At 66.0% G+C, this 14,341-nt stretch carries 16 protein-coding genes; all 16 read left to right on the top strand.

Going from position 1 to position 14,341, the window contains the following annotated elements; all coding sequences use genetic code 11:
- Positions 1-12: 12 nt before the first annotated feature.
- The 16 genes from ACVOLQ_RS06595 (at position 13) to ACVOLQ_RS06670 (ending at position 14,308) form a co-directional block, all read left to right on the top strand.
- Entirely contained in the window at positions 13-573 is a 561-nt protein-coding gene (locus tag ACVOLQ_RS06595; RefSeq protein ID WP_003050401.1) for a DUF2857 domain-containing protein, read from the top strand.
- A 3-nt stretch (positions 574-576) separates the two neighbouring features.
- Positions 577-1,809 (top strand): STY4528 family pathogenicity island replication protein, encoded by a 1,233-nt coding sequence (locus tag ACVOLQ_RS06600; protein WP_003050398.1) that lies wholly within the window; start codon positions 577-579, stop codon positions 1,807-1,809.
- Positions 1,810-2,228: 419 nt separating this feature from the next.
- Positions 2,229-3,023, top strand: a complete 795-nt coding sequence (locus tag ACVOLQ_RS06605; RefSeq protein ID WP_003050396.1) for a PFL_4669 family integrating conjugative element protein — start codon at positions 2,229-2,231, stop codon at positions 3,021-3,023.
- Complete coding sequence (locus tag ACVOLQ_RS06610) at positions 3,020-3,547, top strand: DUF3158 family protein (protein WP_003050393.1); 528 nt, start codon at positions 3,020-3,022, stop codon at positions 3,545-3,547. Before ACVOLQ_RS06605 ends, ACVOLQ_RS06610 begins: the two co-directional genes overlap by 4 nt.
- Before the next feature lie 73 nt (positions 3,548-3,620).
- Positions 3,621-4,073 carry a single-stranded DNA-binding protein gene (locus ACVOLQ_RS06615; protein ID WP_003050391.1) on the top strand — a complete coding sequence of 151 codons (453 nt, stop codon included), beginning with the start codon at positions 3,621-3,623 and terminating at the stop codon, positions 4,071-4,073.
- 276 nt (positions 4,074-4,349) lie between these two features.
- The gene (locus tag ACVOLQ_RS06620; protein WP_003050384.1) at positions 4,350-6,383 is read left to right on the top strand and encodes a DNA topoisomerase III; all 2,034 of its coding nucleotides are present in this window, start codon (positions 4,350-4,352) and stop codon (positions 6,381-6,383) included.
- Positions 6,384-7,312: 929 nt separating this feature from the next.
- A complete protein-coding gene (locus ACVOLQ_RS06625) occupies positions 7,313-7,870 on the top strand; it encodes a hypothetical protein (protein ID WP_003050381.1) in 558 nt (185 codons plus the stop codon).
- A 333-nt stretch (positions 7,871-8,203) separates the two neighbouring features.
- Positions 8,204-8,425 carry a hypothetical protein gene (locus tag ACVOLQ_RS06630; RefSeq protein WP_003050378.1) on the top strand — a complete coding sequence of 74 codons (222 nt, stop codon included), beginning with the start codon at positions 8,204-8,206 and terminating at the stop codon, positions 8,423-8,425.
- A gap of 21 nt (positions 8,426-8,446) precedes the next feature.
- Positions 8,447-8,839, top strand: a complete 393-nt coding sequence (locus ACVOLQ_RS06635) for a hypothetical protein (protein ID WP_003050375.1) — start codon at positions 8,447-8,449, stop codon at positions 8,837-8,839.
- Positions 8,840-9,019: 180 nt separating this feature from the next.
- A complete protein-coding gene (locus tag ACVOLQ_RS06640; protein ID WP_003050366.1) occupies positions 9,020-9,706 on the top strand; it encodes a hypothetical protein in 687 nt (228 codons plus the stop codon).
- 83 nt (positions 9,707-9,789) lie between these two features.
- Complete coding sequence (locus ACVOLQ_RS06645; protein ID WP_003050363.1) at positions 9,790-10,521, top strand: DUF5983 family protein; 732 nt, start codon at positions 9,790-9,792, stop codon at positions 10,519-10,521.
- Between the two features lie 96 nt (positions 10,522-10,617).
- Entirely contained in the window at positions 10,618-10,896 is a 279-nt protein-coding gene (locus ACVOLQ_RS06650; protein WP_003050361.1) for a hypothetical protein, read from the top strand.
- A gap of 288 nt (positions 10,897-11,184) precedes the next feature.
- Positions 11,185-12,009 (top strand): hypothetical protein, encoded by an 825-nt coding sequence (locus ACVOLQ_RS06655; RefSeq protein WP_003050359.1) that lies wholly within the window; start codon positions 11,185-11,187, stop codon positions 12,007-12,009.
- A gap of 124 nt (positions 12,010-12,133) precedes the next feature.
- Complete coding sequence (locus tag ACVOLQ_RS06660; RefSeq protein ID WP_003050357.1) at positions 12,134-12,487, top strand: DUF3085 domain-containing protein; 354 nt, start codon at positions 12,134-12,136, stop codon at positions 12,485-12,487.
- Positions 12,488-12,637: 150 nt separating this feature from the next.
- The gene (locus ACVOLQ_RS06665; RefSeq protein WP_003050355.1) at positions 12,638-13,174 is read left to right on the top strand and encodes an XF1762 family protein; all 537 of its coding nucleotides are present in this window, start codon (positions 12,638-12,640) and stop codon (positions 13,172-13,174) included.
- Positions 13,175-13,402: 228 nt separating this feature from the next.
- Positions 13,403-14,308 carry a DUF3577 domain-containing protein gene (locus tag ACVOLQ_RS06670; RefSeq protein ID WP_003050351.1) on the top strand — a complete coding sequence of 302 codons (906 nt, stop codon included), beginning with the start codon at positions 13,403-13,405 and terminating at the stop codon, positions 14,306-14,308.
- Positions 14,309-14,341: the final 33 nt, after the last annotated feature.

Raw genomic sequence — 14,341 nt, forward strand, 5'->3', positions numbered from 1 at the left:
GAGGGAGGCCGCATGTCCACATCGCATCCGCTCAACCAGGCCGTGATTGCCCAGGCGCTGTATGACCTTCGCAACGGCCAACTGCGCCGCTGCAAGGCCATGGGCTTCGGCGAGGCCGAGCTGGATGCGCTCAAGCACCCCGCGCTGATCAGCGTGCTGGCCAACGCCAGCGTCTCGTGGTGCTCGGTCACGGTCAACCGCGAAGTGCTGCAGCGCCTGCTCAACCAGGCACAGGACGTGGAGAAGGAAATCGCCACGGTCGATCGCATGCTGCGGCTGGGGGCCAGCACGGAGATGGTCAGCCGCTTCTATGGCCTGACCCATCAGGAAGTCGCCCTGCGGCGGGAGATCCTCGGCCTGCCCAAGCGCAAGGGGCGCCACCCCGTCCTGGACGAGACCCAGGACACCGAACTTTGGCGGCAATGGAAAGCCGTGACCAGCAGCAGGAACGTCGATCTGGAGGATGAGACCTCGATTCTCGATGCGGCCATGGACCTGGCCGAGGGCATGTCACTGCCGCTCTCGGTGGTCTGGGCCGCGATCAGGAACTGGGTCGATCAGGGATTGGACTAGGCCATGGCCGTGGACGACACCGCCCCACGAGCCCCGCGTCAAGGCCCCATCGCACTCGCCGACCTGTTCGACGCTGCGCTGAAGGACCTCACGCCCAATCCAAATCCCCGCGCGCCAGCGCCCATGGCAGTGCCCACGCCTGCGGCGTCCGGCGACGCCTTCCTATTCAGTGGCAATCGGCACGAGAGCGTGCCGCGGCGGCTGTTCGTCGACCGCCGCCTGACACCGCTGGAGCGCAACGCCTGGCAGGTGTTCCGGCTGATGCTCAACGACGACGGCGTCACGACGTTCCCGACCTATGAGCAGTTGCGCCCATGGCTGGCGTCCATGCCCTGCGCGGGACAAGCCTCCCACGAGACCGTCGCGCGGGCGCTGACGCTGCTGCGCCTGACGCGCTGGCTGAGCCTCGTGCGACGACGGCGCGACCCCAAGACCGGCCGCATCCTCGGAAACCTCTACGTCCTGCACGACGAACCCCTGACACTGTTCGAGGCCATGCAGCTCGACGCCGACTACCTGGCCCTGGTCAGCCAGTCGCTGGGGCATTCCGCCAAGGCCGTCCAGGTGGTGGGACTCAACACCCTCCAGGAGATCGCGGACGACCCGATGTTGTCCGGACGCACCTTGCCGTCGCGGCTGCAAGTGCTCGCCGAGCGCCTGGCCGACCAGGGCATCACCGCCACCGCAAGTTATCCACAGGAGGATGCGATCCACGATTCCGAAGAAGGGCCCGCCAGCCTTCTTCGGAATGGCGAACGCCCTTCTTCGGAATCCGAAGCAGGGCCGAAACCCGCGCCAGACGGCGCTCTTCGGAATCCGAAGCAGGACCGTACAGTACGTAGTAGTCGTATTGATGAAGTACGTACTACCGCGCAGGCGCGCGCGCTGGGCGACCTGCAATGGCCCAAGCGTTTCGCGGAACTGAAGGCGGAACAGCAAGCCGGCGCCAGGATGGCGTTGCAGCAAGTGGACGCTGCCCTGCGGCAGGCTGTGCTGGACGAGTGGGCCGCACGGTGCGGCAAGCATGGCATCCGCAACCCCGCCGGGTACCTGTTCGGCATCATCCAGCGCGCCATGCGCGGCGAGTTCAATGCGTGGGCCAAGCAGACCAGCCCGGCAGCGCCAACACCATCGGCGGCGCGAGCGCCACCGCCCGAGCCGCCGCGCAACGTCGTGCCGCCCGCGGTGGCCCGGCAGCACATCGAGCGCCTGCGCGATCTGCTGCGCAAATCCTGAGCGCAGGGCCTGGCAAGGCCATGAAGCAGACCTCCTTGGCGGTCGGCAGAAACGGTCCCCAGGGGACGGCTGTGTGGTGAAACGCCGGACGACGGCGCGACATGCTGCGCAAAACCTGAGTAGAGCGCCTGCAAGACCATGAAGCAGACCTCCATGGCGCTCAACGGAACGGTCCACTGGGGACGGCTGCGCGGCGAAGGATCGTGTCGAACGGCAGCGCGACGTGCGGTGCAGTACGCATACCGTCAACGACCGAGGCACGGAGCGCCAACGTGAATGCTCCGGCCTCCAAGGGACCGTTGCGCGCTGCGCCGCCAGCGCGCATAGAACCGGGGGCCGGCTCATTTCGGTTTGTTGACTGACTGCCTTCCGCTGCATGCGGATGCTGGCGGCTCCCTGTCCAACTGCGAGCGCTCACCATGGCAACCAGCAACGAACCATTGCAACTCAACCTCGGCTCCCTGCGCAGCGCGATGTCGCTGACGCTGCACACGCATCACGCTTCCCGCATCTGGCACGGCCGCGCCGCCGCCGAAGGGCGACCCGGCATCGTCGGCCTGAACGGCTACATCGCGGTGATGAATAAGATGAAGCGCGGCTCGGAGCAGGACGACCCCTACAGCGACTGGTGGATGCTGCGCATCGAGGACAAGCTCGACCAGACCAGGACCACGCTGCAGACCTTGCGCAAACAAGTGGACCAGGCACTGGCGGGCGTGCCTGCGGCATTGAGCCTGGGCGAGAACCTCAACGTGCAGCCCGTCAAGCTGCCGCTGTTCGTCAATGCGCAGTTGGGCTTTGCCGCCGTCTATCTCCTGGCCGACTACGACGACATCGCGCGCAAGCTGATCCTCGCCCACCACACCGCGCTGATCGACCGCAGCACTTTGGAGCGCTGGCTCAACGAGGGCGCGCACGCGCTGCGCAGCCTGTTCTCGCTGGCCCAGCAGTACCGCTACTCGGGCTGCACCCGCGACGATTTCGCGGCGAAGAATGCCGCAGCGCGGGTCGCGCTGGAGAAGTTCGGCGAGTTGCCGCAGGACGTCCTCGAAGGCACGCGCCGCTCGACGTTTGCGCCACCCATGGTGCGCCGTGGTCTGCAACAGCGCGGTGAGAATCCTGCCGCAGCCGCTACCAGCGTCGATGGTGATGCGGCCGCTGCTGCCGACCCGTCCGAAGGCGCAGCCACTGCCGGCGAGGACGAATCCGCATGAGCGATCTGAACCAGCCGACCCGCTACTTCCGGGGCCTGCAACAGGGAGCCTTCATGCGCCTGGAACACGCGGCCTCTCTAAAAGGCCTTTTAAAGCCTTTTAAAGGTAAAGGGGACTTGGAGGCCTGGGCCAGCCAGTGCTTCGCCATGCGCGACGAGTTGATCGGCCTGGCGCAGCGACAAGTGCTGCAACAGGCCGGTGGGCATCCCTTCCATCTGCTGCCCGTGGAACTGGCCCAGCAGACCACTGGCGCGGGAACGACGTTCCTGCGCTGGCGCAGGAACGACCGCTCGGCCATGGGCGTGGCCCTGTGGCAGGAGCTGATGGCGAGCACCAGCACGCCGGTCAACCTGCTGGCCGACCTGCACGCGATCGAGCTGCAGCGCATCACGCTGAACATGCAGATCAGCCTGTTGCACACCCTGGGTAGGCAGGCCCAGGAGTGCGCCAGCAAGGCCGCCGAGGCGGAAGACGCCTACCTGCGCCGGCTCGCGTCCATACCCCCCGGAGTGCGCGATCGGTGATCGCGTCGGGCACCCCAGCACGCGCCCGACGCCGACATGGCACGGGTATTTCAACCACCAAGGAGATTGCACCATGAGCACGCATTTTTCGGGCGAAGGCAACATCGGCTCGCCCCCCGAGTACCGGGAGTTCCCCAACGGCAACGACGAACCGCGGCGCTTGTTGCGGCTGAACGTGTATTTCGACAACCCCGTTCCCACCAAGGGCGGTGACTTCGAGGACCGCGGCGGCTTCTGGGCGCCGGTGGAAATCTGGCACCGCGACGCCGCACACTGGAAGGACCTTTACCAGAAGGGCATGCGCGTGCTGGTCGTCGGCCGCATGGAGCGCGAACCCTGGACCGACAACGAGGATCAGCCGCGCGAGACCTGGCAGATCAACGCGCGCAGCGTCGGCATCCTGCCGTTCCGCATCGAGTCCGTCGTTCTGAGCCCCAAATCGCAGGAGACCGCACAGGACGCGCAGCCCAAGCCCCAGGCCGCCCAGGAACCGGCAGCGTCGAAGGAGCCCAAGCGCAGGAAGTGATCCGGCGTGGGGGCGGCCGCAGTACGTTGCCGCCCCCCATGTCCTCGCGAGCTATCCCCAGGGGATAGCTCCATCAGCGTCCACCGGCTTCCGCGCGCTCCCGAACATCGCGGCTCCCGGCTCGCACACCGCCGGCCGCACGCCATCCCGCCCAAGCCGTTCCATCGGCGTGAAAGCGGTCGCTGCCGCATGCAGCTTGTTTGCTGCTGCCCCAACAGGCGCTCGGCATCCTCGATCCCAGCAACTCCATGAACAACGGGAAGCGGATGGACGGACATGCGGCTGTTTCTGTGCGAGAAGCCCTCCCAGGGCAAAGACATCGGCCGGATTCTCGGCGCCACGCAGCGCGGTGAAGGCTGCCTCAACGCCTCCGGTGTCACGGTCACCTGGTGCATCGGCCATCTCGTCGAAGCGGCAGCACCCGAGGTCTATGACGCGGCGCTCAAGCGCTGGTCGCTGGAACAGCTGCCCATCATTCCCCAGCAGTGGCGGGTCGAGGTCAAGCCGAAGACCGCCACGCAATTCAAGGTCGTCAAAGCGCTTCTGGCGAAGGCGACCCAGCTTGTCATCGCCACTGACGCCGACCGCGAAGGCGAACTGATCGCACGCGAGATCATCGACCTGTGCGGCTACCGCGGTCCCATCGAACGCCTGTGGCTGTCGGCGCTCAACGATGCGTCCATCCGCACCGCGCTCGCCAAGCTGCGGCCCTCGGCCGAGACGCTGCCGATGTATTACTCGGCGCTGGCGCGCTCGCGCGCCGACTGGCTCGTGGGCATGAACCTCAGCCGGCTGTTCACCGTGCTCGGGCGGCAGGCCGGCTACGATGGCGTGCTGTCGGTCGGGCGTGTACAGACCCCGACGCTCAAACTCGTGGTGGACCGCGACCGAGAGATCGCGGCCTTCGTGTCCGTGCCGTACTGGGCCATCGACGTGTCGCTGTCCGCAGGCGGTCAGACGTTCACCGCGCAGTGGGTGGCACCCGATGCCAGCACCGACGACGCCGGCCGCTGCCTGCGGCAGCCCGTCGCACAGCAGGCCGCGCAGCAGATCCGCGCCGCGGGCAGTGCCCAGGTGGTGTCGGTCGAGACCGAGCGCGTGCGCGAAGGCCCGCCGCTGCTGTTCGACCTGGGCACCTTGCAGGAAGTCTGTTCCAAGCAGCTTGGGCTGGACGTGCAGGAAACCTTGGAGATCGCCCAGGCCCTGTACGAGACGCACAAGGCCACGACGTACCCGCGCTCGGATTCGGGCTACCTGCCCGAAAGCATGTTCGCCGAAGTGCCCACGGTCCTGGACAGCCTGCTCAAGACCGATCCCACGCTGGCCCAGATCATGGGCCAGCTCGACCGCACCCAGCGCTCGCGCGCCTGGAACGACGGCAAGGTGACGGCGCACCACGGCATCATCCCGACGCTCGAACCCGCGAATCTCTCCGCCATGAGCGAGAAGGAACGGGCGTTGTACCGGCTGATCCGGGCACATTACCTGGCCCAGTTCCTCCCGCACCACGAGTTCGACCGCACCGTGGCGGATCTCTCCTGCGGCCAGCAGAAGCTGGTGGCTACGGGCAAGCAGGTCGTCGCCCGCGGCTGGCGCCTGGTGCTGGCCGAGTCCGAACGTGAAGGCAGCGCCGATGAGGATGGCGACGCCCCCGTGCGCACCCAGGTGCTGCCTGCGCTGCGTGACGGGATGGCATGCCAGGTCGCCGGGGCCGACATCAAGGCCCTCAAGACGATGCCGCCCAAGCCCTATACCCAGGGCGAACTGGTCAAGGCGATGAAGGGCGTTGCGCGTTTCGTGACCGACCCGCGCCTGAAGCAGAAGCTCAAGGACACGACGGGCATCGGCACCGAGGCGACGCGGGCCAACATCATCAGCGGGCTGATCGCCCGCGGCTATATCGTGAAGAAGGGGCGCTCCATCCGCGCATCGGATGCGGCGTTCACGCTGATCGACGCCGTGCCCGCGGCGATTGCCGACCCCGGCACCACCGCCGTCTGGGAACAGGCGCTGGACATGATCGAGGGCGGACAACTCACCCTGGATGTGTTCATCGGCAAGCAGGCCGCCTGGATTTCGCAGTTGATCGCGCAATACGGCAGCACGTCCCTGTCCATCAAGGTTCCCCAAGGACCGGCTTGTCCGCAGTGCGGCGCACCCACGCGCCAGCGAACCGGCAAGAGCGGCCCGTTCTGGTCGTGCAGTCGCTACCCCGACTGCAAAGGCACGCTGCCGGTGGCAACCGGCACGTCCAGGCGTGGTGCCTCGCGTCCACGCCGTACCAGTGGCGGTGGCCGCAAAGGCGCCTGACCGCCCCCGTTCCCCGTGAGCCATGCCCGCCATCGGCGGCGTGGCCCGTGTCCCGCATGCCCTGCGGGACGCCCCAGCGCGCAACGCCTTCTTGCTCCGTGTGCGCGTCCCGTCCGGCCGGCCCCGGCCGCGGGACCTGAAGGTGGCTTCTCCGCGAACCGCACCCCGCGCGTTCTCCTCGTCTGCATTCCTTCCGCCGCTGCGAAGGGTCCCCCGATGGCTTGCCTGTGCGAGCCATCCGGAGACCCTTCGCGGTCAGCGGTATTCGGTGCCGGTGCCCGCCGGCGCAAAAACGGGCTCCCTTTGTGCGCGGATGTGCGCCAGACGATGCCGGCCCCAGCCACGACATGGGCCGGGTGTGATTGCTGGATGAGCAGACGGTTCTAGCGACGACCGGGCCTGCCAATCAGCCCACGGGTGGTTCTTCTTTCCTCCCGAGCCGAAGGCCCCTGGGGCCTTCGGCGCCTTTCTCCTGCCTTTCAACGCCCCGGCCAGGGCGATGGCCCTGCGCCACACGAACGGGAGACCCACATGACCGCCAACATTGCAATCCGCCTCACTACGCACCGCCGATGCACCGAACTGCAAGGCGATCGGCAATTCCATGGCCGTGCTGTGCGTCGCGTGGCTGGGGACGCCGGCTGGTGCAGTACCTGCACAAGACGGGATCGATCGCTTCGGATTGATGCAAGACGCGGCCGGCGGGTCGCGCGATCCTCCCTCCTGCATTGCCGACGCATCGGCAACAGCCAGCAGCCAGGGTGTCCAGACTGCCGTGGGTTCCGCCCACGCCACCCGCCAGTTCGCCCCGGCATCTCTCCGGCGAACGCTGCCCACCGGGCATCGATGCCACCTTCCTCCAACCCACGGGATGTATGCCGCGTCCCGTCAGGGGCGTGTCGTCAACCCGGTCGATATCAGGACTTCCCATGGACACCATCACCCGACAAGACCGCATCACCCTCAAGAACCTCAAGGTCGCGGATTTCGCGAGCGAGGAAACGCTGTGCTTCACCGCCACCGTCATGTTCGACGGCAGGCCCATCGCCGAAGCCCGCAACGACGGACACGGCGGCTCGACGTTCGTGCGCGCGTTGCAAGGCCAGGCCGCGCTGCTGGCCCAGGCCGAGGAATTCGCCAAGAGCCTGCCGCCGGCATCGCTCGACGTCGAACGCGAAGACGACGAGCCGCTTCTCATCGACATGACGCTCGACTTCCTAGTGGACCAATTGGCCGATGCCATGCACGCGGAGCGCAAGCTGCGCACCGCGTTCAACCGCGACATCGGCAACAAGGTGCTGTTCATCAAGGACGGCAGGCTGCTGTTCCTCAAGGGCATCAAGCTCAAGGCCATTGCCGACCGCGCAGCGTATTTCGCAAAGCTGCGCAGCCGACAGGACCAGCCCATCGTCATCCTGGCCGAGCTGCCAGCGGACGAGGCATTCGCCATCTGGAAGCAGCATGTCCTGGGCGACAAGCCCCGCTGATCCAGCCTCACCGCACCGTCATGACCGCCCCGCACTTGCTGCGGGGCTTTTCTTTGTCTCTGCGTACATCAATCGGGGCTGGACCAGATGCCGATTTCCAACTGACGTGGCGCGCCCCCCCCACGAAGCTGCCCGCATGCTCGCTGATTCGTCAGCACATGCCAGCAGCCAGGGTTTCAGGCTGCCGCGGGGTTCTCCCCGCGCAACCCACCAGTCCGCATCGCATCCATTGCGCGGACGCGCGTCGCCAAGACGCTGATGCTTTTTTTCAACCGCGTGCGGGAGCTGCCATCCCGTGAGGGACAGGGCCCCGCTTTTCCAAGGAGCCCATCCATGTCCCAGCAAGCCTCTTTCGGCCGATTCGGTCAATTGGCCTTGACCTACTGCGGCAAGTTCCTGCCGCTCGAAGTCCTGCACAGCGCCGCCGGCCACTACATCGGCACGCGCGATACCGAAGGTCCCGTTTCGCGGGAATCTCGTGAGTACTTCCGCAGCCATGCCGCGGCTCAACGTGCCCTCGAAAGAGGCGGCTGGTCCCAGCTCGCCGTTCCCTGATCCAACTGGAGGAATCACGTCATGAACCAGCTACTGCCGCAGGAAGTCGTCGATCAGATCGTTCGGGAAGAACGGCATTTCAGCGCCGCGCCCCAAGCCTTTTTCGAGGCATGGAAGCGTGGTGTCGAGATCGCCGGCCCGCAATGGTTTGGCGATGGCACCCGTGAAGGTCTGAACCAGGCCAAGAGCAAGTGGGATCTGCGCCCCGACATGCTGCGCCTCAACGACGCCCTCGGCGTCCTGAGCAGCGGGGAACGCATGTTCCTGTCCGCGATGGTCAGCTTCTACAACGCGCGCGAGGGCGGTGCCATGCTCAAGCGCTGCCACTTCAACGGGTTGTCGGACTTCGACGGCCTCGATCTGCCTCGTCGCCAGGTGATCGCCGACCTCCTGCTGAACTACAGCGGTTGGTGAGCCGGTCCCCGGCACACCTTCATCACTGCGTTCACGCGACCCCATGAGGGACATGCGCCTCGCCCGAGGCCATGTCCCTCGCGTTTCTCCCCGCCCAGTGCCATCCGGCATCAGGCGGTTCCCCTGCGGATGCCATCGTCCGCAAGGGCTGGCTCCGTTCATTCATCGAAAGGAGCCTTCATGGCCAACAATTACTACGAAGCCACCGGCGTTCTCGTGCTCGACCGTGTGACGCCCGTCATCCAGGCGCTGTTCGGCGCCTTCGCGCTGGACGAGAGCCATCCCGGCAACGGGCAGGCCTACATCGCCCAGATCGCCGAGACCACCAATCCGCAATGGCCGGACGTGCTCGATGGCCTGGAAGACCTGGCCACGCAACTCGGCATTCCGATGCCGGACGACGAAGGGCTTTCGATCCCGCCGCTGCTCGAACTGCTCGCCGTGCACTTCGGTGCCGATGAGGACGAAGAGCTGGGGAACTTGATCGAGCGTCATTCGTTCGAGGACACCGCCGATCTCGACGCATTGTTTCTGATCGCCACCCGATTCGATGACGGCCACCACCTGACCGCCATCCAGTTCGAGGGATGCTGGTATTGCAGCAAGCCGCGGCTGTTCGAGTTCGGCGGCAACGGCTGCTACCTGAGCCGCGAGGTCCGCGTCATCAGTTCCTCCTCGCAGGCCCTCCAGCTCGGCGACCAACTGCGCAAGGCCATTGTGGCCGCCGACATCGAAGAGGCCTCGGCCCTGATTGCGCTGGAGACCATCAATCTGCTGGCGGGCGTCAGCGACGAGCCATTCCGCATGAATTTGCGCCGACGCGTCGCCGAGCGATTGGCCCAAACGCCAACGATCAGCGTCACCTGACGCTGTTTCCTTTCTTTCCACCCACCGGGGTCAATTCCCGGTGGCGGGGATTGGCTCCATCATTATTCTGTTGGAGAAATCCCATGTCCCAGAATCCCAATCCCTTTCTACGCGGCTACTGGAATCTGAAAATCGTCCGCACGCTGTCCATCAGCCACGAGGACGGAAGCCCGCATGTCTGGCGAAACATCCACCAGAGCCAAGAACACCTCTCCGATGAGGAGCTGGTTTCAGCATCCTGCATCGTCACCAGCGATTTCGCCGTAGTCAGCAATGGCCCAGACTCCGTGAGTGCCGAGGTGCTGGCCGAACGCGATGCCGGTGAAGGCGCCTACGGCGTGGTGGGTGCCGTGGTGTACGCGATCCACGGCGACGACTTCGACGGCCTCCCCGTCCACATTGGCGACACTTATTCGGCCGAGGCCGCACGGGAAGTCGTGCAGCGGTTGAGCTTCGAGACCGGCTACTACAGCCGGTGCTGGGAAATCAGCAGCGCGCACATCAGCCACGAAACCGGCCAGTACCTGGCCAACCTGGCTGACCTCGCGACGCCGGAAGCCTTTTTGTTCATTGCGTTCCGGGTTCCCTACAGCCCGGCGATCGGCGTCAAGCTGATTTCCACGCCCTGGACGGGCCAGCACCTGCAGGACGTCGAGGAGATCTCCGCCGAGCAGCTTCGGCAGGAGCACTGCAGCAAGGGCATGCCGGACGACCTGGCACAGATCCTTGCACTGGCCGGCCAGGCCGATGTGCGCATCCTCATTCTCGATGCCGACGCACCCGTGTTGCCGGGCCTGCCGTTGGCCGGCGAATAACTGCCAGACACATCCCCAGCCTACCTTTTCCTCACCGCATGCCGGCCCGTCTCCCGCCAGGGAGCCGGGCCGGTTCACTTTCATAGGAGCGATCCCATGTTCCCCGATCTCATCTCGCCCGTATCGGACTTCGAGCACCAGCTTGGAGCCTGCTTCAATGCCATGAGCCAGGACGATGCCATCGGCCAGATCCTGGTAGTCGAGCGCATGAGCGGCATGCTGCACATGCGCCATATCGCCAGCGCCGACCTGATGGACACCGACGTGGACGACTACGAAATGGTCATCTTCGACGGTGGCAACACAAGCGGGGACACGTGGAAGCACGTGTTCTTTCCGCGTCAGCGCGAGCACTACTTCGTGTACCAAGCCTGACCCCTCCGGCCCCTTTCGAGGGGCTTTTTCTTGTACGCAGCACAGGAATGCGGGCATGTTGCGGTGCCGTTTCCTGCGGGCAGGCCGACCACCCCGGGGCCATGCTTACCCCATGTCCGTCGGCGCTGCCGACACATGCCCAGGCAGTCGAGACCTTCGAGGCTGCAAGCACGGGAAACCGTGCTGGTCGTTTCTTCCTACGGACCTACCGCGTCCATCCACGCCACCCACAAGGGACCTCTCCCTTGCGGGCGGGGAATCCCTTGTTATTTCTCAAGGAGTTTCCCCATGGACCGTTCCCTCATCAAATCCATGATGCCTTCGCTGGTCGCAGGCCATGTGCCCCGTAACGTGCGATCGTTCAAGTACCGCGTGTTCGATGATCAGCCGCTGTCCTCAACGCTGGGCTTTGCCATCGACCCCCAACCCTTCGACGGCAAGGTGGTCGCTGCGACCGACGATGCCATCGTCGTCAAGCTCAAGCCTTCCGAGTTCGCGGTGCTCGATCCCAGCCTGGTGACCACGGTTCCTGCCGAAGGCGCCAAGGTGCATGTCCAACCCTATGCCCGTCGTCGCTTCGACGGACTGCGCGCGGACACGCCGGAGGTCATCACCGAGAAGACTTCGGACGGCACGCCGTACACCATCACGAGGCACATCCTCGGCTCGGCGCCGGCCAAGCTGCCCATTCCCACGCCGCAGTGCATGGAGTTGGGCCAGCTCATCGAGCAGTTGGAAGAGATGCCGGCCCCCGATCGCTTCCGGCGCATCACCCACATGCTGGTGGATGCCGGTGCCCGCGACTTCACCTGGGTCGATCCCACGCCCTCCAAGATCATCGAGACCCCGCCGGCGATCAGCTTCACGGTCTCGACCGCGAAGTTCGAGGGCCGGGTGACGATCCTCTACGACCGCGGCGGAGACACCTACGTGGTGGAACTGCACCGTCAGAACGGTGAATCGGTCGAACTGGTCGATCGGCACGACGAGGTGTATTTCGACATGCTCGGCGAAGTGCTGGAGCGGCTCATCGACGACGGGCGCTGGCGCCAGATCGACGTGAGCATCCTCGACGCGAAGGCGGCCCGTAAGCGCCAAGCCGTCCCGGCATGACGCCCCTCGGCTGACCCGAGGCACCCGCCACGGCGTTCCAGCCATTCCGGCCGCGTGACCTACAGGCCCTTCATCCCATCGGGTGGAGGGCCTTTCTCTTTTTTTAACACAGGAGATTTCATCCATGTCACTGCGATTCAAAGGCGCCGACCTGCGCCCCGTGCTGACCGAAGCCATCGCCAATCAGTGCCGCATCGTCCTGGTCAAGGACCAGGGCGTGTACTTCCTCGCCGAGCGTGGGGAGCGTCGCCCGGATGGACGCCAGCAACTGCTCGCCTACGCCGTCGGCTGCAACCCGGACACCGACCCGTTCGATGACTGGTGGCACCTCGCCGGCCGCGAGCTGGGTGGCGACGATTTTGCGGAGTATTTCGACCCGAAGGACGGCCTGTTCACGCGCCTCCTGCACTCGGCGGACGATCTCGTGCTGTCCGCCACCGCCACGCACCTGTCCTTGGCCGTGGTGCCTCCCGCCTGAAGCGGCAACCGCCGCGCAGCCCTCGCAGCCCCCGCACCGGGGGCTTTCTTTTGTTCGCACCGCGGCCATCGCCGCGCATGCGCGTTCGTCTCCAGCCGCCAAGGCACGCCCCGCGGGCCACAGCGCCGGCATGCCACCGGAGACGACCGCATGAACACATCATCGACCTCGCCGAGGCTGCACCTGCTGCCGGTGTCGCTGCGCACGGCCAACGTCTTCGTGCTGGCACACCATCACCGTCCGGTCCAGGCTGCGAAGTTCGCCCTGGCCGTCACGCTGGTCGACAGCGACCTGATCCGCGGCGTGGCCATCGTCGGCCGGCCGGTCGCGCGGCACCTGGACGATGGCTGGACGCGGGAAGTCACACGGCTGTGCACCGACAGCACACCCAACGCCTGCAGCAAGCTATACGGCGCGGCCTGGCAGGCGGCAAAGTCGCTGGGCTACATCCGCCTGATCACCTACACCTTACCCGACGAAGGCGGCGCCAGCCCGCGCGCCGCCGGCTGGCGGCTGATTGGCGCGCGCGGCGGCGGCGCCTGGAGCCGTCCCAGCCGCCCCCTCGCCGATACCCCGAGCACCTGCGCCGCCCCAAATGCCTGTGGCAGGCGCCGGGCGGCGCGGACAAAGGGAAGCACCCGGATGCCGATTGATTGCTGCCGCGCGCGCGAGGCCCGGCCATGCTGACCCCATGCCTGCTGACGTTGTCAGCGACATGCCAGGCAACCATCGGTCTTCGAGGTTGCGGCGCAGTTCCCACTGCGTGACCGAGCCAGCTCGCACCGCATCCATCCGCGAGCGGCCACCAGCCTCTGGTGGCGGATGCTTTCGCCTTATCAACCCACCGCGGGGTTACGCACCTTCCCCGCATGCGTGGGCCGGTGTGTCTCCGCTTCATCCCAATGGAGATTCACCATGAACACCACGTCCAACGAGAAATCGTATTTCGACCTCCACACCTCGGGCATCGGCTACGTCCAGCGTGTCCGTGAAGTGCCCGTCCGGGGCGGCCGCCGTGCGCAGCCTTTCCTTGCTTGCACCATCGCCGCGCTGGTCGGCCCCGCCCGGGACCCCAGCTACCGCTACTTCGACGTCAAGGTCTCGGGTGCCGAGGCCAAGAAGCTCGTTCAGCGCTACATCGGCGTTGACGATCCCAAGCAGCGCCCGCTGGTGCGATTTCGCCTCGGTGACCTGTGGGGCGATGCGTACATCCGCGACAAGGGTGAGCAGAAGGGTCAGGCCGCCGCGTCCCTCAAGGCGCGACTGCTCAAGGCCGAACTGATCGACCGGGCCGAACTGGCTTCGATCGAGCAGCACGAGCTGATCACCCGCGGCATCGGCTATCTCAATCGTGTGAAGGACGTCACCCCAAAGGCTGGCGACTCGTTCCTCTCTTGCACCGTCGCAGCACTGGCCGGGCCTGTCGATGAACCGGAGTATCGGTACTTCGACACCATCGTCGCCACCCCGGAAGCCGAGCATCTGGTTCGCCGGTGCGTTCAGGCCATCGAGGGTGACCGCAAGGTGCTGATCGCCTTCCGTCTGAACGACATGAAGATCGATCCGTACATCCGCACCAAGGGCGAGCACGCCGGGGAACCGGCCGCAAGCCTGGAATCGACGCTGGTCCACATCGGTCTGATCAAGATCGACGGCACCCAGGTCTATCCGACGAGCCAGGCGCAACCCGAGGCGCCGCCGGCCGAAGACGCATCCGCGTCCGAAGCCGACGACGCCATCGACACGGCCACCGAGCCCGCCGAGCGCGAGCCCGAGGCGCAAGTCGAGGAGCAGGAGCCGGCATTGGCTGCTTCGTTCTGATACGGCATGGCCCCTCACGGGGCCTTGTCGCTT

It is taken from the genome of Stenotrophomonas sp. STEN031, assembly GCF_056759975.1.

Excerpts from the sequence above, each read along its gene's own strand:
- ACVOLQ_RS06620 (WP_003050384.1), top strand. The coding sequence starts at position 4,350 with ATGCGGCTGTTTCTGTGCGAGAAGCCCTCCCAGGGCAAAGACATCGGC.
- ACVOLQ_RS06670 (WP_003050351.1), top strand. The coding sequence starts at position 13,403 with ATGAACACCACGTCCAACGAGAAATCGTATTTCGACCTCCACACCTCG.
- ACVOLQ_RS06610 (WP_003050393.1), top strand. The coding sequence starts at position 3,020 with ATGAGCGATCTGAACCAGCCGACCCGCTACTTCCGGGGCCTGCAACAG.
- ACVOLQ_RS06650 (WP_003050361.1), top strand. The coding sequence starts at position 10,618 with ATGTTCCCCGATCTCATCTCGCCCGTATCGGACTTCGAGCACCAGCTT.
- ACVOLQ_RS06615 (WP_003050391.1), top strand. The coding sequence starts at position 3,621 with ATGAGCACGCATTTTTCGGGCGAAGGCAACATCGGCTCGCCCCCCGAG.
- ACVOLQ_RS06635 (WP_003050375.1), top strand. The coding sequence starts at position 8,447 with ATGAACCAGCTACTGCCGCAGGAAGTCGTCGATCAGATCGTTCGGGAA.
- ACVOLQ_RS06645 (WP_003050363.1), top strand. The coding sequence starts at position 9,790 with ATGTCCCAGAATCCCAATCCCTTTCTACGCGGCTACTGGAATCTGAAA.
- ACVOLQ_RS06630 (WP_003050378.1), top strand. The coding sequence starts at position 8,204 with ATGTCCCAGCAAGCCTCTTTCGGCCGATTCGGTCAATTGGCCTTGACC.
- ACVOLQ_RS06655 (WP_003050359.1), top strand. The coding sequence starts at position 11,185 with ATGGACCGTTCCCTCATCAAATCCATGATGCCTTCGCTGGTCGCAGGC.
- ACVOLQ_RS06625 (WP_003050381.1), top strand. The coding sequence starts at position 7,313 with ATGGACACCATCACCCGACAAGACCGCATCACCCTCAAGAACCTCAAG.
- ACVOLQ_RS06605 (WP_003050396.1), top strand. The coding sequence starts at position 2,229 with ATGGCAACCAGCAACGAACCATTGCAACTCAACCTCGGCTCCCTGCGC.
- ACVOLQ_RS06665 (WP_003050355.1), top strand. The coding sequence starts at position 12,638 with ATGAACACATCATCGACCTCGCCGAGGCTGCACCTGCTGCCGGTGTCG.
- ACVOLQ_RS06660 (WP_003050357.1), top strand. The coding sequence starts at position 12,134 with ATGTCACTGCGATTCAAAGGCGCCGACCTGCGCCCCGTGCTGACCGAA.
- ACVOLQ_RS06640 (WP_003050366.1), top strand. The coding sequence starts at position 9,020 with ATGGCCAACAATTACTACGAAGCCACCGGCGTTCTCGTGCTCGACCGT.
- ACVOLQ_RS06600 (WP_003050398.1), top strand. The coding sequence starts at position 577 with ATGGCCGTGGACGACACCGCCCCACGAGCCCCGCGTCAAGGCCCCATC.
- ACVOLQ_RS06595 (WP_003050401.1), top strand. The coding sequence starts at position 13 with ATGTCCACATCGCATCCGCTCAACCAGGCCGTGATTGCCCAGGCGCTG.